This is a genomic window from Pseudomonas sp. SIMBA_041 (assembly GCF_046535095.1).
In the GTDB taxonomy this organism is placed as follows: Bacteria; Pseudomonadota; Gammaproteobacteria; order Pseudomonadales; family Pseudomonadaceae; genus Aquipseudomonas; species Aquipseudomonas mucoides.
The window spans coordinates 185,788-206,351 of record NZ_JAWRXJ010000007.1 but is presented as its reverse complement, the minus strand read 5'-3'; the positions used below and the strand labels follow the sequence as shown (position 1 = coordinate 206,351).

At 59.5% G+C, this 20,564-nt stretch carries 13 protein-coding genes; 5 read left to right on the top strand and 8 right to left on the bottom strand.

All coding sequences use genetic code 11. The features are described from left to right. Positions 1 to 36: 36 nt before the first annotated feature. Both SB725_RS18880 and SB725_RS18875 read right to left on the bottom strand, forming a co-directional pair. Positions 37 to 5,265, bottom strand: coding sequence for a dermonecrotic toxin domain-containing protein (locus tag SB725_RS18880; protein ID WP_410922468.1), 5,229 nt, complete (start codon positions 5,263 to 5,265; stop codon positions 37 to 39). 186 nt (positions 5,266 to 5,451) lie between these two features. Then, a complete protein-coding gene (locus tag SB725_RS18875; protein WP_410922467.1) occupies positions 5,452 to 8,817 on the bottom strand; it encodes a hypothetical protein in 3,366 nt (1,121 codons plus the stop codon). 254 nt (positions 8,818 to 9,071) lie between these two features. Between SB725_RS18875 and SB725_RS18870 the strand changes: the two genes are divergently transcribed. Continuing rightward, a complete protein-coding gene (locus SB725_RS18870; RefSeq protein WP_410922466.1) occupies positions 9,072 to 10,106 on the top strand; it encodes an alpha/beta fold hydrolase in 1,035 nt (344 codons plus the stop codon). A gap of 36 nt (positions 10,107 to 10,142) precedes the next feature. Here the strand turns inward: SB725_RS18870 and SB725_RS18865 are convergent, their stop codons facing one another. After that, the gene (locus SB725_RS18865; RefSeq protein ID WP_027922810.1) at positions 10,143 to 10,499 is read right to left on the bottom strand and encodes a DUF6124 family protein; all 357 of its coding nucleotides are present in this window, start codon (positions 10,497 to 10,499) and stop codon (positions 10,143 to 10,145) included. Between the two features lie 446 nt (positions 10,500 to 10,945). Between SB725_RS18865 and SB725_RS18860 the strand changes: the two genes are divergently transcribed. The 3 genes from SB725_RS18860 to SB725_RS18850 all read left to right on the top strand — a co-directional run bounded on the left by SB725_RS18860 (position 10,946) and on the right by SB725_RS18850 (position 13,306). After that, positions 10,946 to 11,611 carry a DsbA family oxidoreductase gene (locus tag SB725_RS18860; RefSeq protein ID WP_027922811.1) on the top strand — a complete coding sequence of 222 codons (666 nt, stop codon included), beginning with the start codon at positions 10,946 to 10,948 and terminating at the stop codon, positions 11,609 to 11,611. 94 nt (positions 11,612 to 11,705) lie between these two features. Further along, a complete protein-coding gene (locus SB725_RS18855) occupies positions 11,706 to 12,401 on the top strand; it encodes a hypothetical protein (RefSeq protein ID WP_027922812.1) in 696 nt (231 codons plus the stop codon). Further along, complete coding sequence (locus tag SB725_RS18850) at positions 12,398 to 13,306, top strand: hypothetical protein (RefSeq protein WP_027922813.1); 909 nt, start codon at positions 12,398 to 12,400, stop codon at positions 13,304 to 13,306. The genes SB725_RS18855 and SB725_RS18850 overlap by 4 nt, the downstream gene beginning before the upstream one ends. A gap of 36 nt (positions 13,307 to 13,342) precedes the next feature. On the opposite strand, the gene SB725_RS18845 is transcribed toward SB725_RS18850, so the two are convergent. From SB725_RS18845 to SB725_RS18825, 5 genes are all read right to left on the bottom strand, one after another. Further along, positions 13,343 to 14,731, bottom strand: a complete 1,389-nt coding sequence (locus SB725_RS18845) for a sigma-54-dependent transcriptional regulator (protein WP_027922814.1) — start codon at positions 14,729 to 14,731, stop codon at positions 13,343 to 13,345. Next, positions 14,721 to 16,493, bottom strand: a complete 1,773-nt coding sequence (locus SB725_RS18840; protein ID WP_410922465.1) for an ATP-binding protein — start codon at positions 16,491 to 16,493, stop codon at positions 14,721 to 14,723. Before SB725_RS18840 ends, SB725_RS18845 begins: the two co-directional genes overlap by 11 nt. A 138-nt stretch (positions 16,494 to 16,631) precedes the next feature. Continuing rightward, the gene (locus tag SB725_RS18835; RefSeq protein WP_027922816.1) at positions 16,632 to 17,510 is read right to left on the bottom strand and encodes an alpha/beta hydrolase; all 879 of its coding nucleotides are present in this window, start codon (positions 17,508 to 17,510) and stop codon (positions 16,632 to 16,634) included. After that, a complete protein-coding gene (locus SB725_RS18830; protein ID WP_027922817.1) occupies positions 17,507 to 18,901 on the bottom strand; it encodes an aspartate aminotransferase family protein in 1,395 nt (464 codons plus the stop codon). Before SB725_RS18830 ends, SB725_RS18835 begins: the two co-directional genes overlap by 4 nt. After that, positions 18,894 to 19,592, bottom strand: a complete 699-nt coding sequence (locus SB725_RS18825; RefSeq protein WP_059182228.1) for an MtnX-like HAD-IB family phosphatase — start codon at positions 19,590 to 19,592, stop codon at positions 18,894 to 18,896. Before SB725_RS18825 ends, SB725_RS18830 begins: the two co-directional genes overlap by 8 nt. A gap of 219 nt (positions 19,593 to 19,811) precedes the next feature. Here SB725_RS18825 and SB725_RS18820 point away from each other — a divergent pair, with 219 nt between their 5' ends. Further along, positions 19,812 to 20,564 (top strand): MipA/OmpV family protein, encoded by a 753-nt coding sequence (locus SB725_RS18820; protein WP_027922819.1) that lies wholly within the window; start codon positions 19,812 to 19,814, stop codon positions 20,562 to 20,564.

The following is a 20,564-nucleotide window of genomic DNA, read 5'->3' as shown; positions in this document are numbered from 1 at the left end:
CAAAACGGGAGCGGAAAACCGCTCCCGTTTCCCGTTTTACAGCGGCTCGAAATGCTTTAGTGCTACTGATCTTTTGCCGATATCGGCGTAGGGCAGGGCAGCGTTGTCGGCGTGGGTCAGATACCGGTGCTGGGGCAGTTTCAAGTGCGCTTTCTCGAATTCAGCGAATGCCGGTGCGGGTTTGCTGTAGTGGAAGTGGGCGTACCACAGCACCTTGGGCGGCGTGGCCGTCAGGTCCCACACTTGGTACTCCTGCAGGTAATCGATCCGTCCGTCAGGGCGTTTGCCAAGATTTTTCATCGGCGCCGTTTTGCGAATCTGCACTGCGTTTTGGCTGATCAGGTCGTCGAGCATGCTATCGGTAGGTTTTTGCGTACGTATCGACTGGCGGGTACGCATTTGACGACCGGTAGCCGTGAGTTCCGTGGCCTTGTCGCGCAGTTGCTCAATGATGGAATTGTGCGGGGCAAGTTCTTCGATAGTGAGGGCGCGACGGTTCAGCTCGCTGGCCTCGCTGACCATCATGTGCTCCAGATCGACTCCAAGCATGTCCTGAGCCGCATACGCTTGAACCCTGGCCTTGTAGGTTTCCTGGGACTGCAGACGGTTATTGGCATCTTCGACCAAGGCCTGAAGGTTTCTTTGTGGCGCTCTAGACGTCTGTGTCTGCGGATTCAGCAGGCGAGACTTGCCGTTGACGCCCAGTTCCCAGATTTCCTCGTATCCGCCCCGCCCCGTCAGCGTGTATCGGTGCGTCTGGGTGGTCGACTCCCAATGCTCCACCCCGATCAGCAAATGACCATCTTCGGTGGTGAAGACTTTTTTACTGCGTTGCCCGCCGGGGGAAGGGGGGACCGGCTGATCGATGGCCCTGCGCGCTCGTTCGGCCATTTTCTCGATACCCTCCAGCAGTGGCGCCACGGCGTCCAGATGGAAGTGTTGCGGATAGCTGGCGGTCCAGGCGTTCATGTTGCGACGAAATTCTCTGTAGAGATCGAGGCACTCCAGCAAGATCTGGTTGCGCTGGGTTCTGGTGGCGGTGACTTCCGGCAGGCTGTATTGGGTGAACAAGGCGCGATCGACTTTGGCCCGCAGATTCTCCGCCTGTCCTTGCAGATAAAACCAGGAGATCTCCCGGGTGGTGTCATAGCGCTTGACGATTTCCAGCAGGTGGCCGGTTCTCAAGTAGAGCAGGTTGGTCTCGCTGAGCCGCTTGTTCAACATCATGACTTCGCCGGTCAGTTGTGCCTTGTGACTGCTGACCGTTATGCGTTCGTACCACAGGTTGAGATTGCGCATGGCGGCATCGATTTGATCCAGCTCGTGCATGAAGTCCACACGCACCTTTCTGATGTCTTGCAGAATACGGAAGCGTTCGCTGAGCGCGGAGTTAGGCAGTGCGTCCAGGCGCCCGATGAGATCGTCGATCCTGCCGACCAACGGATCGGCTCGATGATTGGCAAAGAACACCCGTTGCTTGTACCGGTCAGCGATCAACGAAGCGTCATGGCTCTGCATGTCCCGCAGCACGCGCTTTTTGTTGCCGTGAGTGAGGGGCGAAAGTTCAACCAGCGTCTGGTAGTGCCTGCTGGCCAGTTCGATGTCGCCGATACACGCGGCTTCTGTCGCCGGCATCAGCGTCGGGCGATGAGTTTCGATACTGATGTTGTACTGCTCGATCAAGGCATTGGTCCGCAGGACTTGGGCGTCGAGTGTCGGAGCAAATTCATCGACGGCTTCGGTCAATTGGTGATGGCGGCGAAAGGCATGATCGGCCCACCAGCGTGGCAGGCGTGCGCGAATGGCCGCCGGCCAGAGCGGGTCTAGCCCGTCCGCCAGATGCCCGAGCACCCCACCGCCTCCCAGTCCGCCACCCTCAAAGGTCACTCCGTAGACACCGAAGTAAGTGTCCCAACGGCCCGCCTCATCAAGGCCGATGGGTTGTTTATAGGTTTTTTGGGGCGTGCCGGTCAGTCGCCAGTTACGTGAATCCGTGCTGCGTTCAACCTGAAAGATGCGCCCCTGGCGAACGATAAAGTCGCCGTCTGCGTGCCGGTAAATGTTGCGGTACATCCCGTGGGTGGCCGGTTGCAAGCCGGCAAGAGAGATCGGCTTTTGGTAGTCGTAACCGGCGAAGCGATTGAAGCCATGCCGCGCTTGGCGCCTTGATCTTCCTTGCAACGCTCCTGCGCTTTTGCCCAATGCCTGGATTTGACGAAGCCGCGTGAGTGAACGGGCGCCCTTGGCTGACCGGGATCCTGCGGACGCGCCAGGAAGAACGTCCATGGCGGCATCGATCAGCGACAGCAACACCGATTCAATCTCCGTCAGGCCGTCGCCTGCCTCACCGCGCAACAGGGCCGCGACGGCGTGGTTGGCGCTGTGCCAGGCATCGTAGAGTGCGATGCCCGCGCCGACAAAGGGCACCATGCTCAAGGCCATTTTCATGTAGTTGAACGCCCTCGGACCGCTGAGCGCGTAGCGTTCCAGGTACAAGGCATCGTTGGAACGGGAGGTTGCGCGATGCGCTTCGATCAGTCGCCCCATGTGCGCGTTGAGCAAATGGGACGACAGTGATGTGGTTTTCGGCCAGGGCAGCCCGATCCCGATCATCGCGTTGAAATGCTTGAGCACAGCCTGGTTGATGCGGCTTTCATGAGCGCTCACCGTGCCTTGCAAGGCGCGTCCTGCCAGATAACTGACCATCTCACTGCGCAGGCACGCATTGAACAAGGCCTGGCGAGCCGCCTCAAGATTGTCGTAGCGACGCAGGCACTGGCCGTCAGGACTGTCCGGCAGATACAGCAGGGTAATCCCGCTGACTTGCTCTTGAATGAACGTCACCCCCAACAACGTGGTGGGGCCCTCGTTTGGTGTGTCCTTGCCACCGGCGCTCAGGTACGCCGGCAGGAGCACAATGCGCTTGCCTTCAACGTTCCAGGCCTGCGGGGTGTCGGCATCAATGGCGATGTTCAATATCTGCCATTCGTGTTGATTGATCCGCTTTTGCAGGCGTGCGCAGGCTCCCTGCAATTGCAGCATCAGGCGCCAGGGCTCGATCAGGCATTCACGCCGGTGCTCTTTTACGAAAGCGGTCTCGCTGGTCGAGCCCATGAAGGCATCGCGAATCAGGTTTTCGTAGCCTTGGGGCAAGTCCAGCTCGGGCACCATCTTGCGCAGCCAGGGCTGGGTGATACCCCTTGCCAACGCCTGGCGTTCGGTTTCATCCGTCACCGTGATTTCAAGTCGCATAAATCCCAATCGCAGTGACAGGGGGTCCAGCCGCATCGAGGGCGTATTGTCGACGTTGAGCTGGACAAGTTCTTCGAGTGACATTTTGCTGCGGCTTGCACTGGGCACTGCGACGAGTTTCTGCGGGGTTCCCGGAGCTGCGCCATCCGACAGTTGTTTTTTCAGCAGGACCGAGTCAGGCAGGTCAATTTGTACGTCAAAGTGCCCCTTGAGCGAGAAGTCTTTGCGCAGACGGGCTTGCACATGCTGGCGGGTGAAATCGTCACGGGAGGGGAGGGCGATCTCCAGCTGTTCATGACTACGGCGCATCGCCAGAATGTAGCCCTCGAACAAACCCTTGAGCTCAACGCGTTCGGCTCCCGATAACCTGGCCATCCAGGTGGGCAGCAAAGAGAAAAGGGTCGCGCTACGGCTTTGTTCCAACAGGTGAGAGAAGGCCTGGCTCCTGGCGGCCGGCACCGGGACTTGCAAGGCGGCCAGCGTTTTTTTGCGCAGCTTTTCCAGTTCATCTGCACGCTGTTGAGCCTGGGCTGCATCAGGAAATTGTTGGCGTATGTGCGCTGCTTGTTCTTCGAAATGACTCGTTTTTTTGTTGAGGCTGTAGTGCAGCGGGTCGGTCTCGATTGTGTTCATTTTCAAGCCCAGAACCGTGTCCCCGTCCTGAATCTTGAACACCTGGCGTTCCAGTTCTGTGCAATTGGCGAACCGTTGCAAACCGCCGCCGGCGCCGGGCCAGTACAGCAACAGACTGCGCGGCGATGCGGCATCGAGCGGCGCTCGGGTAATGACGAAAGGGCCGATGAGTTCTTCGGTTTTGACGCCGGTGTTTGCCTCTGTCATCGACAGCGTCAAGCTGGCGGCGGTAATGGCTGAGTCACGATCGGCCGCGAGCGGCGAGTCCAGCACCGCTTCAAGCAGGCTGAATTCGTCGCTGTTGAGCTGTTTGAGCGCCAGTTGAAGCTGGGCCTCGGCACGCAGGCCATCCTTGTGCGCCTGATAGAGCGCACTGAACTCGCGGTTGATGGTCACGAAGTCGAAGGTGCGCGCCCTGTAAAGCAGGGTGGACGCGGCCGTATCAGCGACTTGCTCTGCCGTCTCCAGCGTCTTCAAGGCCTCTTTGAATGTTTGTTGACGGTCGCTTTCGAGTTGATCGCCCAGCAGCGTCTCGAGTGCATCGCGCTGGCGGTTCAGCGAAGCCTGGCGCTGGGGCCAGGGGATATCGGCAAACAGGCTGTCGAACAGCGGCTGTTCATCCTCCCCGGCAGGGTTGTCTGGCGGCAGGGTTTCATGGTCTGGAGGTAAGGCGAAAACGACGGCGTCCGCGTACTGCGGGTGTAACAGCCGCTCAGTGATGCCGACCGTCAGAGGCTGATCTTTCGCGCCGTATTCAAAACGCACGTCATCATCAGGCAGGCCCTGCGGGACGAGAGATTGTTCAGACAACCAGTCTTCCATGTCACTGCGCTGGTTGAAGACCTGAATGGGAACCGCCCGGCTCGGCAAATACAGCCACTGCGCGACGGGTTGGCGTTCGCCCACGCTGATGACCCAGGCAGCCGGGAGTTTCAGGGTGCCGCTGTCGCTCAGTATCAGGGTCAACTGCTCGATGTGGATGGGTTGATCATTCAGGCGCAGACCGGAATCGGGAGGGGAAGGGATCAGCACTAGCGTCTGCAACTGCTCTGCCGTCAGGGTTCTGCGCGCGAACGCCACTTGGGCACAGGCCTCGAAATGGCTGCAGTACAACTGACCCGCCCGCTCGCGTCGCGACACTGGCGTACCGGGTGCCCGGGCGTCCCAATAGGCCATCCAGCGTTGGTTGAGCGATGGGTCCTGACGGTGGTTTCTCAGGGGGGCGGCGGCAAACAACGCTTGCAAGCCCTGGCTGCTGTCGCGCCAGCGCGCCGTAGCGCTGAGTAACAGGCTTTCATCGGGGTTGTGCTTCAGGGGCGGATGGGCCGCCATCGTGATTGGCGGAGAGACGGGCAGGGGACTGAACGCACTTTCTTTCATGACAACGTGGCTCTGTGCAGGGAGCGGCGTATCCGCTCTTGAAGAGCGCCATTAAAGAAAATCTGTCCGGGTCCATGGCACTACATAGTTATCGCATTGCCAAGCGAGTACGACCAAAGCCGCTGAACCCTCCCTGTTCAGCGGGGTAGCAGTGGCTTTGGTGGCTAGGCCGTGTCGATCAATCGGTTAATTCGAAAGCTGCCTGACGGTCAGTGCGTGAATGTAAAAATCATTGCCGATGTCTCCAGGCTCGTGATTGGTGATGTGGAAGTTGGCGGTAGCCGCGGAGGCAGTAAAACTGCCTGCCACCGTAATCCAGCCGGTATGTTTGAAAATATTGACGACGGGGGTATTGAGCATGTTGTCGACATGCAGACTTATTTTCGGGTCGACGTCGTAACCGTTCACGGCGGTGTTGTATAGCTGGCAGGAAAACTGGTATTGCGCGCCACTCACCAACGCAAAGTTGCGGGTGAACAACACGCCTGAGTTATTTATTTTTCCAGGTGTCCAGATGTGAAAGAGATAGTTGGGGGCTGTGCCCAGCAATCGGCCGGTTTGCGCTCCAGCGCCCAATGCCCAACCATTGAAATTGCCGTTTAAAAAATCGGTCACGGAATTCAGGTCTGCCTGCACCGTGACATGCCAGGGCGTCGACGCCTGCTGTCCATCCACCGTTTTTGCGATCAAGCCATGGCTGCCCGTTCCGACAGAAACTTGCGTCCTCCAGATGCCATTATCGTCTGCGACAGCTGACCCCAAGGGGGCCGCACCGTTGAACAGGCTCACCGCGCTTCCGGGTGTTGCGGTACCGACCAATTCAGGAGTGGGGTCATCGCATGTCCCACCCTCTCTGACCTGCCCGGTAAGTGGGCCTTGATTGTCGATCAACTGGGTAATCATCGGCGCTGCCAGCATTTCCGATTTGATCGTCAGTTCCCGCAGGGGGAAGAACGTATCAACGCCTCCCTTGTCGCTGAAGTTGGCAATCGACAGGCCGAATACTTGAGTACCGTCCTTGAACAGTTTCAGTGGCTCCCGGCTGATGACACCGCTTAATCCGGTGTTCACATGGTTGGCGTTAATCACCCCGTCGAACAACAGGAGGACGTATTCGCTACCGTCGGATTGTTGGCCACTCAACGCCACGCGCATCCGTGTCCCTATGGCCATGAAGATCCATGGAGTCAGTGTCCAGTGTGCATCCCCCGTGAAATGGTTGAGGTTCAGCGTCTTGTGATCCGGCGCCTCCTTGATGGTCATGCGCGGGTAGTTGATATCCTCGTTGGAAATAGCGGTGACCTCATACTTCGTGGGCGCGGAGCTTTGGTCATGTATGCCTTCCTGCGTCACGACATACCAAAAGGACATGAATGTGCCCATGTTGGCGGGGACGGCGGTCAGCGGCAGGGTGAACAGCAATGAACCACTGGCGCTGCCTTGAAGTGTCGCCAGTGCAGGGCTGCCAAACCCCTCACGTCCTTTGACGAAAAGGCTGACACGGTGTGTGGGGTTCATTCCGGTATAGGTGACTTTGACCGTGGCGTTTTGCTGGGTGTTTTGCGGGTTGATGATATTGCCAGGCGATGCCTGCAACAGTTCAGGCGCCGGCAGTACCAAGGCTTTGGCCCCGATTCGCAGCACCCGTTCGGGGGCTGTCAGCGGGAGTTCGCGGTGACGGGCGATGTACCAGTCCACACCGATAATTCGATTGAGCAGTGGATTGATCAGCTCCTGCGCCAGCCGAAACTCAATGTCTTTGCTGACATTGCTGGCGGTAATGGGTAACGAATCCTCAAAAACGAGGGCATCTTGCGGATCGAGCGGATTGCCCTGCTTCCAGACCTCCAGGTGCACCGTATCGCCAATGCGCGTGTGGGCCTTGGCCGGGCAAATGGCAGGTGTGCCGAAGGGAATATCTTTGGGGTCAAGTACGCCGTTTTCATCCTTGCCGATATCGATGACTTCCAGGATATCCGTCACCTGACCGATGCGCAGGCGCCGGACATAAGACTCCAATGGTGCCGCATGCGTGATGCCGGTCACCGTATACGACAGCTCCACCGAACCGTTCGGGTAAGTATCGAAGTGGGCGGTTTCCCAATCGAACGGCACCACGATACCTACACCGGGAATGTCCATTGAACGGGTGACAAATCGCTCGAAGGTTTGCAGCCGAGTGGTGCCGCCAGCGCTGGTGCTCAGGCAGTTCAGTGTCACCTTGTCACCGACTTCCAGGCCCTCGATTCCGGGGCCGGCATAGACAACAGTGTCTACCAGTCCTGGAGGGAAGACCGCCCCATGGGCTTGCGGAGCCGTAGGGGCCGGCGCGCGGTACTTTTCGCCAATAAGCTGTGGAGAGTAGGGGTATGACGATGTCCGTACCGGTGAACCCGCAACCATTCGGATTCGCTGGTAGCTCAGCTTGATGGTGGTCGGGGCCAGTTTCTTCACGAGTTCGATAGGGACCCTGAATGTCACGACCCCGGCCTTGTAATCCTGCGGGCCAAAGACTTCGCTGATCCCGGTCGAGGCGTCATAAAGCGTCAATTCGACTTTGTCGCCCGCGACGACGTCTGCACGCCTTACCAGTACGTCAACGTCCATGGCTGCGCCGTCGAGATCATCAATGGCGAGAACATCGTCAACGGCGAGCGGCACTGAAGGCGCTTCAAGGTACGTCGTGTCCGGTTGCAGCGCACCCACGCCGATGTTGGACGTCAAACTGCTGTTGTGTACCTGGTCATGAAGGGTGTAACTCACCAGCAGCGGGTCGGCCGGGCCGATCGACTTGAGGATCGTCGAGGAGACGAACACCACGATGTCCTGACCGACGTGTTCGGCAGTGATGACGAATTCGACGATCTGGGTATCGATCATCAGTTTGATCCGGTCGCCCGAAGTCATGACTGGCCAGGCAGGGATGATGAAGTCAACACCGGCGCCGGCCATCTCTTTATCAATCACCTGCGGGAAGCGTGGGGCTTCAAGAGGCACGCGCTCACTGGATTGACCGGTTGGATCGAGGCTGTCCGGGAAGGTCGGCTTGAACCATACGGTGATGGGGTCCGAGCGTTCCGGGCCATTCCCGCTGGTACGCTCGACGGTGTACCACATGTGATGGATACCCGGTTTTTCGACAGTGATCCTTGCGATGACGCTGGCGATGTTCTGGTGACCGTGATCGACAGGGACAATGACAGTCTTGATCAGTTGGCCGGTGTCTGCCGGATCCGGCTCCTCACCGGGCAGCAATCGCTTGCCTAAATACAGGCGCAGCGTGTCAAACGCGTCCATTAACGTGTAGGAGGGGAAAAGCACCCACCACCCCAGTCCGGGGCCGGCGGTTTCATCGGCGTTGACCCCACGCAAGGCCCGGGGGTAGTCGACCGCATGCCAGCCAGCAATCATGATCGGGAATATTCTGAGTACGCCATCCTCCGTGAACAGGCCATTGGACCTGACCTCGGCGAACACATCGACCTGTTGCTGCGGGCTTTCCTTTTGCAGCGCCACCAGTTGTTGTGGCGAGTAAATGAACAGTGCCGTCATGACGTTCTCCAATCCACACACGCGCGCGAACCGGTTCGGTGGTGTCGCGTCAGAGGCAGATTGCACGCTTAAAGTCGCCGACTGGCTACTGTCAGAAATAACAGGTTCAGACTGTTTTCTGACCAGCGGTAGCGGTCGACGCATCTCGCGACCGTTCAGCACTCTTCATCAAACTGTCACGTAACTGTGGCAGCGCGCTTGAACAAACTTCATCAGACTCGCGCTCTACTGGGGTTCTGCGTTTTGGTGTTTTCATGGGTACTGGATTTTTTTCAAGAATTGTCTTTTTGGCCGCGCTGCTGTTCGGCCTGCCGTCTTTCGCGGCGTCTCGTTGTGATGTCAACGTACCCACCGAACACGTTGATCTGGCGCAGGTGAGCCTGGCGTACCAGAGCATCGGCCGTGCGTCGGACCCTGCGTTGTTGCTGGTGATGGGCCTGGGCGGGCAGTTGATTCATTGGCCGGACGAGGTGGTGGTCGCGCTGTGTCAGCAGGGGTTTCGGGTGATTCGTTACGACAATCGTGATGTCGGCCTGTCCACCTGGCGCCAGACCCCGGCCGAGGCCAACCTGACTTTCGAAGCCTTGCGCTACAAACTCGGCTTGCCGGTGTCGGCGCCGTACACCCTGACCGACATGGCCGACGATGCATTGGGTTTGATGGACGCGCTGCACGTTGAACAATTCCACGTTTTGGGCGCGAGCATGGGCGGGATGATTGCCCAGCACATGGCGGCGATGGCGCCGCAGCGTGTGGAAAGCCTGACGCTGATCATGACCAGTTCCGGGGCCGAAGGCTTGCCGGCGCCGAGTGCGGCGCTGGTGCAGTTATTGTCGCGCCGCGGCGCGCCGAATCGGGAAGTGGCGCTGGAACAGCAGGCGGACTTGCTCGCGGCGCTGGGCAGTCCTTCCGAGACGGATGACCGCGAAGCATTGCTGCATCAAGCGGCGCTGTCCTACGACCGGGCGTTCAACCCCGAAGGCGTGAAGCGTCAGATCATGGCGATCCTCGCCGAGCGCAGTCGTGTGGATTTGCTCAACCACTTGCGCGTGCCGACGCTGGTGGTGCACGGCACGGCTGATCCGTTGTTGCCGGTGATGCATGGCGTGCATCTGGCGGCGCACATTCGGGGCAGTCAACTGGTGCTGATTCCGGGGTTGGCGCATCGCTTCCAGGAAGCGTTCAAGGCACCGCTGCTGGCGGCGGTGTTGCCGTACTTGCAGACCCACCGCGAAGACACTTCGCATTGGGCGCAGATCGACCCGGTTCCATCCCCCAATCTCCTGTAACCCCCATCCAAACTGTAGGAGCGAGCCTGTTTTGTATTACGTGGGGACGACGTTATCCAGCATCAGGTTCACCGCCAGTTCGCCCAACATGACGGAGTTCTGAATGCCAAGCACGGTGTTGCGCTGGGTGCCGTCAACCGTTGCGGCGTAGTTGCTCAACAGCACGCTCGCTGACGCCAGGGATTCACTGGCATTGACCAGCAGGGTTTCGTGGTCGGTGTCGGGGGCGACGAAGTAGATCGTGCTGGGTTTGCGCGGGGTGTCTTTGGGGATGACCGGTTTGAGGTAGTAATCGAGGGCGCGGTCGGCGGCTTTGTTGAGTTTTTTGGACTCAGGGGTTTCGTAGGGGGAAACGTCGTCGGTTTCCGGTGGGTTCGACGTTACTTTGAACATATGTAAATTCCTCTAGTAGAGCCGCTACCTTCTCGCTACTAAACGGAATGGGTGGCGGCTGTGCGCAGGTTAGTAGACCGGGAGGAATCAAACCGGCGCGCCCGAGGGCGCCAAGCGCACAGCCACCATCAAGTGCAGGCGGATACCTGACTGAATGACACTTGTGCATCCAATAAAACCTACCCGGGCTACTAAACCCGATCACTGGAAATCAGTGACAGGACCAAGTTACCGACGGCCCTCCAGGCGCACAAGCCGGCGGATTCTGACGTGGTTGTAGGCGACGGCGCAAGGCGCTGTAGCTTTCAGGAAGTAACCCTAAACAGAACTAAACACACGCCCCAAAACACGGCAAAACCTGTGGGATCAGTACAACGGCTGCCACCTCGGCTCAGTCAGGTGTATCGTTCCAGCTTTCCCGCACAATTCAGCCAGCGAGGTGTGTGATGAGTACCCCTTTGAAAATCGATTTCGTCAGCGATGTGTCCTGCCCCTGGTGCGTTGTCGGCCTGTACGGCCTGACCCGGGCGCTGGAGATTCTGCGCGATGAGGTCCAGGCCGAGATCCGCTTCCAGCCGTTCGAGCTGAATCCGAAGATGGGCCCCGAAGGGCAGAACATCACCGAACACATCAGCGAAAAATACGGCTCGACGCCCGAGCAATCGCAGAAGAACCGCGAAATGATCCGCGCCCGTGGCGCCGAGGTCGGGTTTGCGTTTCGCACCGACGGCAATAGCCGCATCTACAACACCTTTGATGCTCATCGCTTGCTGTATTGGGCAGGGCTGGAAGGCTTGCAGTTCAACCTGAAAGAGGCGCTGTTCAAGGCGTATTTCACCGACGGCGGCAACCCGTCCGATCACGGGCAGTTGGCGCAGATTGCTGAAAGCGTCGGCCTCAATCGGCAACGGGCCGAGGCGATTCTGGCGTCGGGTGAATACGCCAAAGAGGTGGTGGCGGAAGAGAAGTTGTGGCTGACCCGTGGCGTGAGTTCAGTGCCGACGGTGGTGTTCAACGGGCAGTACGCCGTCACTGGCGGGCAGCCGGTGGAGACATTTGTCGGGGCGATCCGGCAGATCATGAGTGAGGCGAAGGGCGGAACGGTCAACTGACGACGGCTGGGCAAAAAATATCAATGTGCCACTACAGTTGTCAGTGGTGCTGCCGACACAGACAGCACCGCTAATAATCATAGGGACTTGATCCATGACTTTTCACGCTCTACGCACCTGGGCTGCGCTGACAGTGCTCGCCTGCCTGACCCTCACTGGCTGTGCTCACGTGCAACCTCCTGTACCGCTGGACCAGCAATTCTGGGATGCCAAGGAACCGACTATCGGCGTGGCGATTACAGTGGTGCCGGAACCGGTGCTGGCGTTGACCGGCAATCAGGGGATTATCGATTACGCCATCAACAAGGGCGTAAACAGCAAACTCAGTGACAACGTCGAAAAATGGCAAGTGAGCGATCTTAAAACCTTGCCGGATGTGATTGTCGCCAAGCTGCAGGCCAAGGGTTACAAAGCCAAACGGATCAACGAGCCGGTCGACTTGAAGGCCTATAAGGAAACCAGTTTCCGCGAAGGCTACATGACCCGGGACATGACGCCGGTCAAGAACGCCTACGGCGTCGATCGCCTGCTGCTGGTGAATGTCTACGCCACCGGCGCTACCCGCAGCTACTACAGCGTCGTGCCGACCAGCGTGCCGATGGCGCAGGTGGGCGGGCAGGGCATGGTGATCGATCTGGCCGACAACAAACTGCTGTGGTTCAAACCCTTTGTCGCTACCCAGGCCGCCCAGGGCGAGTGGGACGAGCCGACCTATGCCAACCTGTCCAACGCGTTCTATCAGGCAATGGACAATAGCCGTCAGCAAATGATCACCCCGTTCGCGCAATGATGCGTCTGCCCACGGTGGCCGGTGCCCTGGCCCTGCTGATGCTGGCCGGGTGTGCGCAAAAACCGGCCCCTGAGGCCGGTTTCAAGGATCAAAGTGCCTTGCCTTACGTGCAGGCCCACGGGCTTAAGGTCGACGTGCAGCTGCCGCGAACCTTTGTCGGTGCCAGCACCGTGATTGACTCTAAGGCCGCCCTGCAAGCAGCTTCATCGAGTCAGAATCTGGTGGCCAGTTCAGGCAACAGTGCCGGGGTGGCAGGCTTGTTGTTGGCCAGCCTGATCAACACCCAGATGGGCAGCGGCAGCTTGCAGCGCGACGCGGAAAAAGCCGCGCTCAACGAGGCGCGACCGATGGCCGACTTGCTGGCAGGCGTTCCGTTGCAGGAGCGTCTGCAACAGCGTTATCAACAGGCATCGCAAGTGGCCGGGTTCAAGCAGGGAGAGGGGCAGGTCACCGCGCGGCTGGTGATTGAACCCAAGCTGATGCTGACCCCGGATCGTGGCAGCTTTGTGTTGATCAATCAGGTGCAAGTCCAGGACATTGCCGGTTCGGCGCTGTATCGCATGCGCATCGAAGTCGTCAGCCAGCCGATTCGGCGCTGTGGCAAGGAATGCATCGATGACGGCAGCCTCGATTTGGCGAAGGTCACGGCGGTGCTCGACGAGTGTATCGATGAATCGATGCGCGTTCTGTCCACCGACCTGATGCAACCGACACCGCCAGCGGCAGCCCAGGAAACCTTGCGTTATAGCCTCGATGGCCAGCGTGTGGTCGAGCGGGGCTATCAATTGGCCAACAATGGCAGTTACTGGCGTTATCGCAACCTTTACGGGGCAGTGAAATCGGTGCCGGTGCCGTTTGAGGACGCGTTGACCCAAGCGCAGTTGCAGAAGGTTTACGGGCATTGATGCGACCTTGTGGGAGCGAGGCCGCTCCCACAAGATTCAGCGGACGATTTTGTCGACGTGGATACCGAGCTTTTTCAGCCGATACCAAAAGCTGCGCTCGGAGATGCCGATCAACTGCGCCGCCGCCGCCTGCACGCCATTGCTCTGCGCCAACGCCGCCAGAATGTAGGATTTCTCCACTTGCGCCAGTGCCGCTTCCAGGTCCGCCGGCACGCTGCCTTCTGCGACCAGAACACCACGGTCAGCCGATCGTGAAGCAAACAAATACGCCGGCAGATCCTCCTCTTCAATCACCGCCGCCGACGCGACGATGGTCGCGCGTTCCACGCAGTTTTGCAGTTCTCGAATATTCCCCGGCCACGAATAATTGGCCATTGCCTGCAACGCCTCGGCGCTGAAACCGGTGATGCGTTTGCCCGCCGTGACCCCCAGCGTATGGGCGAAATGCCGGGCCAGTGGCGCGATGTCTTCGACCCGCTCGCGCAGCGCCGGTAACGGAATCGGGAACACATTGAGGCGGTAGTAAAGGTCTTCGCGAAACTCCTTGTTCGCCACCGCCTCCAGCAAGTTTTTGTTGGTCGCCGCGATCACCCGTACATCCACTTTGCGCTCGCGCGGATCGCCCACCGGTTCGATCACTCGCTCCTGCAACGCCCGCAGGATTTTCGCCTGCAAGGCCAGCGGCATTTCACCGATTTCATCGAGAAACAGCGTGCCTTTGTCCGCCTGCATGAAACGCCCGACCCGATCCGCCACGGCGCCGGTAAACGCGCCTTTGCGGTGGCCGAACATTTCACTTTCCAGCAGGCCTTCCGGAATCGCCGCGCAGTTCACCGCGACGAAGGGCTTGTCCGCGCGATTGCCGTGTTTGTGGATGGCGCGGGCGACCATTTCCTTGCCGGTGCCGCTCTCGCCGGTCAGCAGGATGGTCGCGTTGCTTTCACGCACCGAGTCGATGGCGTGCAGCACCCGGCGGAAGTTCGGGCTGTCGCCGATCAGGCTGTCGATCTGCTGGTGTTCGTCGAGCTCGGCGCGCATGCGCTGGTTGTCTTTGAGGATGTCGCGAAATTGCAGGGCTTTGTTGACGGTGATGTCCAGTTCGTCGATGTCGAACGGCTTGGCGATGTAGTCGAAGGCACCGTTGCGCATTGACTGCACGGCGTTTTTCACCGTGCTGTAGGCGGTCATGACGATCACCGGCAAGTGCGGGTAGCGGGTTTTGATTTCCGCGAGCAATTGCGGGCCGTCCATGCCGGGCATGCGCCAGTCGCTGATCACCAGGTCGATGTCATCGCACTCCAGCACCTTGAGTGCGTGCAGGCCATTGCTGGCGGTGAACACCTGAATGCCGCTCTGACTCAAGGCCGATGCCAGCAGGTCGCACAGTTTGGGTTCGTCGTCGACCACCAGTACGTTATGTGTCATCACTGCCCCTGTCGAAGTGTTCGTCGTTGGCCGGGATGTACAAGGTGAAGGTCGCCCCGGCCTCTTTTTCACTGACGCATTCGATGCGTCCGTCATGACTTTCCATGATCGAGAAGACCTTGGCCAGACCCAGCCCGGTACCGGACGCCTTGGTGGTGACGAACGGCGTGAAGATCCGTTCGAGCATGTCCGGGGCGATGCCCTGGCCGGTGTCGCTGATGCGAATGACGGTGTAGTGCTGTTCGCTGCTGATCCCGACCGTCAGTCGACCGCCCTCGGGCATGGCGTCGATGGCATTGACGATCAGGTTCAGCCCGGCCTGCTTGAGTTGCCGCGCATCGGCATATAGGGTCGCGGTCGGCGCCTGGTCGTCGATGCGCACCTCGATGTGGTGGCTGGCCAGTTCCGGGGCGCAGAAGCCGATCAGCTCATCCACCAGCGGACGCGCCAGTTGTGTCGAGCGCATCGGTGCGCTGGGCTTGGCGAAGTCGAGAAAGTCAGTGATCAGGTCGTTGATGCGGCTGACTTCGCTGACCACGTATTCCAGGTGACGCTTGTCGGTCTCGGGCAAATCGGCGCGCCGGTGCAGCAATTGCGTGGCGGTTTTGATGATGCCCAGCGGGTTGCGGATTTCATGGGCCAGGCCCATCGCCACTTCGCCCAGTGCATGCAGACGGTCGCGACGGCGCAGCTGTGATTCCAGGTGTTGCAACTCGCCGAGGCGTTCGCTCATGTGGTTGAAGGTGCTGCTCAGTTCCGCCAGTTCGTCGCCGCCGGTGACCACCAGGCGTTGGCGGTAATCACCGGCAATCACCGCTTGCACGCCTTTAGCCAGGCCGCGCAACGGCTTGGTCAGGCGCTGCGACACCAGCCAGCCGACCGCCAGGGACGCCGCCGAACTGAGCAGAAAAATCAGGATGAACAGGTTGCTCTGGTTCACCAGCCCGACCAGGCTGGAGTGGCGCAGTAGGCCACTGAAAATCACGCCTTGCAACTGGCCGTTTTCGTTGAATATCGGCTGATAGATACCGCTGTAGCGGTTGGTGAATTGTTCGATGGGTTGCTTGGTGGTGCGCAGGATCTGTTCGATGTTCTCCGGCACAGTCGCCGGGTGATCTTCGAAGCGCTGTGTCGAGAAGACTTCCGAAAAGTCATTGGCCTTGGCCAGGTACAAACGCAAATCAAGGGAATGCACATCGGCCACACTGGTGAGGAAACTGCTGTCCAGGTAAGTGGCGACCACCAGTTTGTAGTCGATGCCTTGCTGTTCGGTCTCGAAGGTCGAGACCACCGTGCCGGTTGCCACGCCGCCGACTTGCAGGGTCTGCAACACCGCTTTGGGGGCGGTGCTGATCTGGCGGGTGATGTCGTCGGAGACGGTGCTGAACAGCACTTGGTGATCGCTGTTACGCACCAGGGCCACCACGTCGATGCCCATCGAGTCAGCGATGTCGGCGGTCAGTTGATCGTGTCGGGTCGATAGTCGATCCGTGGGCGGGCGGGTATATCGCAGGAACAACTGCGCCGCTCGGGCGTTTTCGTGGAGAATTTCGCTGATTTCGTCTTCGACAATCTTGGTCGATTCCTGCAGCCAGATGCGCACGTTGCTGTCGAAAATCTGCGACAGCGTGGTGGCGGCCAGTTCGGCGGCGATCATGGTCGGGATCACGCTGACCAACCAGAAGGCGAGCACCAGTTTGCGCTGCAGGCTCCAGCCGGAGAGGGTGAACGGTCGGGCGATGACGGGTGATTCTTTAGGCATTGGGTTTCGCTTATCGCAGCAGGTCCGATTGGATAAACCGTTTCAATACAGTAGCCGACTTCGCCCCGGAAAAGGCGCCACCGATCCCTGTAGCCGCAGGCTTCGCCAGCGGCTACATGAGTCAACTACAGGTCGTGTTCAGGCCAATTGGCGATATTCCTTGCGCACGGGTTGCGGGGCGTAGCCTTGTTGCATGAAACGGTGCTGGATGAAATCGGCGCTCAGCTCCACCACGCGGCGGTATTGCAGGTCGACGGTGATCATGTGATAGCAATCGTCGAGCAGCACCTTTACCACCGGACCACCGAGTTTTCGCTCCACGTAATCGGCATTCCATGCGCTGGTGATGTCGTCTTCCTTCGAGTGCAGCACCAACGCCTGAGTGGTGATCTGCGGCATGCGTTTTTTCACCGCCGCCACCAGCCGATGCAGTTCGCGAACACTGACCCCGGACATGGTCAGCAGTCCGGCATTGCTGCTTTCACCGGCCTTCATCTGTCGTTCAACGATGGCGCGCAAGCGTTCGTCCTTGATGCCGAACGGTGATTTTTCGTTGAAGCGGCACAGGTGCACGCCGTAGGGAATCGACATCACCAGGCTGCTCAATTTCGCCACCCAGGGCATGTTCCAGCCGTCGTAGCGCAGGGTCGTCGAGTACAGCAACAACCCTTCGATCTGCCCCGGATGTTCGGCGGCCAGGTACATCGACAACACCGCGCCCATGGACAGACCGCCGACGAACACATGCGGGTGCTTGCGTCGCACGCCAACGAAGGTGTTGCGCGCGCTCTCATACCAGTCGCGCCAACCGGTGGCTTGCAGGTCGGCGTTGTTCCCGCAATGGCCGGCCAGGGTCGGCACATACACCGTGCACCCGGCCTTGGCCAGGCCCATGGCCACCCGACGCAACTCCGTCGGGGTGCCGGTGAGGCCGTGGATCAACAACACCGCGACCTCCCCTGAGCCGAGAACGAAACCGGCGCTGCCTTCGCCCATGTCGATCTCTGCGGCATTCATCGTTTCATGGCCCGATCAAGCAAGCGGTCGAGCAGGGCGATGCCGAGGTCGATTTCCGGGTAGCTGATTTCCAGCGAAGGCGCGAGGGTGATCACGTTTTTGTAGTAACCGCCCACATCGAGAATCAAACCGAGGCGTTTGCCGTCGATTTCGATGTCGCCCTTCATGCCTTCTTCGACCATGAAATCCAGGGTCGCCTTGTCCGGTGTGAAACCGTCCGGGCCGCAGATTTCGCAGCGCAGGGCCAGGCCCAGGCCGTCGATGTCGCCGATGATCGGGTAGCGCTTCTGCAAGTCTTTCAGGCCTTCGAGGAAGTACTTGCCCTTGTTCATCACCATGGCGCCGTAGTCGAACTCGCTGGTCATCTTGAACATTTCCAGGCCCACCGCCGTGCCCAACGGGTTGGAGGCGAAGGTCGAGTGGGTCGAACCTGGCGGGAAGATTTTCGGGTTGATCAGCTCTTCCTTGGCCCAGATGCCGCCCAGCGGATTGAGGCCGTTGGTCAAGGCTTTGCCAAAGACGATGACGTCCGGTTTGACGTCGAAGTGCTCGATCGACCACAGCTTGCCGGTGCGGTAGAAACCCATCTGGATTTCGTCGACCACCATCAGGATGCCGTGCTGATCCAGCACATGCTTGAGTTCGCTGTAGAAGTTCATCGGCGGAATCACGTAGCCGCCGGTGCCCTGGATCGGCTCGACGTAGAAGGCTGCGTATTCACTCTGGCCGACTTTCGGGTCCCAGACGCCGTTGTATTCGGTCTCGAACAGGCGGGCGAATTGCTGCACGCACTGGCTGCCGTACTCTTCCTTGGTCATGCCTTTCGGGCCTCGGAAGTGGTACGGGAACGGGATGAAATTGGCGCGCTCGCCAAAGTGGCCATAGCGGCGGCGATAGCGGTAACTGGAGGTAATCGACGAGGCGCCCAGCGTACGGCCGTGGTAACCGCCCTCGAAGGCGAACATCAGGCTTTTGCCGTTGGTGGCGTTGCGCACGACTTTCAGCGAGTCCTCGATGGACTGCGAACCGCCGACGTTGAAGTGCACGCGACCGTCGAGGCCGAACTTCTTCTTGGCATCGACCGCGATCATTTCCGAGAGCTCGATCTTGCCTTTGTGCAGGTACTGGCTGGCGATCTGCGGCAGGGTGTCGATCTGTTGTTTCAGTGCAGTGTTCAGGCGTGGGTTGGCGTAGCCGAAGTTGACGGCCGAGTACCACATTTGCAGGTCGAGGTAGGCCTGGTCTTCGGTGTCCCAGACGTAGGAGCCTTTGCAACGGCTGAAAATACGCGGCGGGTCGATGTAGTGAACGGTGTCGCCGTACGAGCAGTATTTGGCTTCTTTATCCAGGAGGATCTGGTCTTCAGGGGTGGCGATTCGGCTATCAGACATGGTGGAAGAGTTCCTGATTTTCTGTGTTGAAAGTTTCGGCATTGGCAGCGCTGGCGTTGGGAAGCAGGGCCAGCAACGCGGGGAGTTCGGCGAAGCTGTCGAAGCGCGCGTGAGAAATGCCGTTGCGCTCGCAGTGCTCGGCCAGGCGATCCTTGGCGAACACGAAATCGGCGGTGGCGGCGACGCACATGTCGGACTGGCCATCGCCGATCACCAGCACGCGTTTAGTGCTGGGGGTGGATTTGCATTTGCAGTTGCCGGAAGCGGCGCGGCAGGCGTCGCTGGCGTGGGGGAAATCGATGCGCCAGCTGTCGTGGTCGAGCTGACGCAAGCGGTTGGCGAGGATCGGCAACAGGCTCACATAGTTGCGCGCCAGAATCCGGGCGATGCCTTGTTCGATGCCGTCGCTGACCACTTCAAACGAAGCGCCGAGGCCGATGGTGTGGTCGACGAAGTCGGGGAAGTCCGGGTCGATCTCGATGGAGTCGAAGAACCCGAGCAGTTCATTGGGTGTGGCCTTGACCAGCGCGAGCTGGCGGCTGAGGCATTCACGGGAACCGATATTGCCGGCCAGCCACTCGTTTTCGATCGCTTCCCAACTCGGGTCGGCAAAACGTTGGAGGATGCTGTCGATCACGTCGGTGCGGGTGATGGTCCCGTCGAAATCACACACGATATGCCAGTCAATCATCTGCAGTACCTATTGGGCGTTGCGCGCTGTCTGCGCTTGCCAAAGGGATAGAGCAGAGACTGTGCCAACCGGGTTTGGCCCAGCAGTGCTGGGGTTTTTGCAGGAGTTGGGTGCTGCGAAGCTACAATTTTTGTAGGTCGCTACAAACAACATGAGTGCTTGCGCGGGGGAGGTGAAAAGGGGATTGATGCGCGCCTGTCCCGTACAAGGAATGGCCTCATGTCGAGGATCACTGTTGTTCTATTCACCGCGCTGACGTGCCTGTCGGCCAGTGTTTCAGCGGCTGGCATTACCGGCGAGGCCGGGGCGGGTCTCAGCTATCAGCCACACGATCCGAGCGGCAGTCGCTACGAAGTGCGGCCGGTGCCGTACCTAGATCTGGATTGGGGGGATGTCAGCCTCAACACGGATGACGGCCTGACCTGGAATGCGTTGAAGGCCAACGGTTTCAGCGCCGGACCGTTCGTAAATTACCTGCCGGGACGGACTGCCAACGGTGAGCTGCAAGGCTTGCACGACGTGCCGGACATGGGCGAAGTGGGCGGATTTGTGCAGTACGCGCCGGCTGATTTCTGGCGGGTGTTTGCCTCGGTCGGGCAAGCGGTCGGCGCCCGTGGCGGGGTGTTGGGCCGGGTCGGCGGGGAGGTGGGTTATCCCGTGGGGGGCGGGGTGATTGGCAGCTCCAATGTGACGGCGCACTTCGCCAATGCCCGGCAGAATCAGGCGTTTTTTGGTGTGAGTGGGGATGAGTCGTTGGCTTCCGGGGTTCGGTCGTATAACGCTGGGGGCGGTTGGCAGAATGTGGCGCTGACCCAGAGCTTTGAGTTTCCGCTGGCGCCGCACTGGTCGTTGCTGACCAGTGCGAGCTGGATACACCTGACGGGTTCGGCGGCGGATAGCAGCATCGTCAAACAGGTTGGGGATAGCAATCAGGGGGCAGTGCAGGCGGCTATTGCTTACAAGTTCCAGTGA

Bases quoted from the DNA above. Each gene is read 5' to 3' on its own strand.
- SB725_RS18880 (WP_410922468.1), bottom strand. From the start codon at position 5,265: ATGAAAGAAAGTGCGTTCAGTCCCCTGCCCGTCTCTCCGCCAATCACG.
- SB725_RS18875 (WP_410922467.1), bottom strand. From the start codon at position 8,817: ATGACGGCACTGTTCATTTACTCGCCACAACAACTGGTGGCGCTGCAA.
- SB725_RS18870 (WP_410922466.1), top strand. From the start codon at position 9,072: ATGGGTACTGGATTTTTTTCAAGAATTGTCTTTTTGGCCGCGCTGCTG.
- SB725_RS18865 (WP_027922810.1), bottom strand. From the start codon at position 10,499: ATGTTCAAAGTAACGTCGAACCCACCGGAAACCGACGACGTTTCCCCC.
- SB725_RS18860 (WP_027922811.1), top strand. From the start codon at position 10,946: ATGAGTACCCCTTTGAAAATCGATTTCGTCAGCGATGTGTCCTGCCCC.
- SB725_RS18855 (WP_027922812.1), top strand. From the start codon at position 11,706: ATGACTTTTCACGCTCTACGCACCTGGGCTGCGCTGACAGTGCTCGCC.
- SB725_RS18850 (WP_027922813.1), top strand. From the start codon at position 12,398: ATGATGCGTCTGCCCACGGTGGCCGGTGCCCTGGCCCTGCTGATGCTG.
- SB725_RS18845 (WP_027922814.1), bottom strand. From the start codon at position 14,731: ATGACACATAACGTACTGGTGGTCGACGACGAACCCAAACTGTGCGAC.
- SB725_RS18840 (WP_410922465.1), bottom strand. From the start codon at position 16,493: ATGCCTAAAGAATCACCCGTCATCGCCCGACCGTTCACCCTCTCCGGC.
- SB725_RS18835 (WP_027922816.1), bottom strand. From the start codon at position 17,510: ATGAATGCCGCAGAGATCGACATGGGCGAAGGCAGCGCCGGTTTCGTT.
- SB725_RS18830 (WP_027922817.1), bottom strand. From the start codon at position 18,901: ATGTCTGATAGCCGAATCGCCACCCCTGAAGACCAGATCCTCCTGGAT.
- SB725_RS18825 (WP_059182228.1), bottom strand. From the start codon at position 19,592: ATGATTGACTGGCATATCGTGTGTGATTTCGACGGGACCATCACCCGC.
- SB725_RS18820 (WP_027922819.1), top strand. From the start codon at position 19,812: ATGTCGAGGATCACTGTTGTTCTATTCACCGCGCTGACGTGCCTGTCG.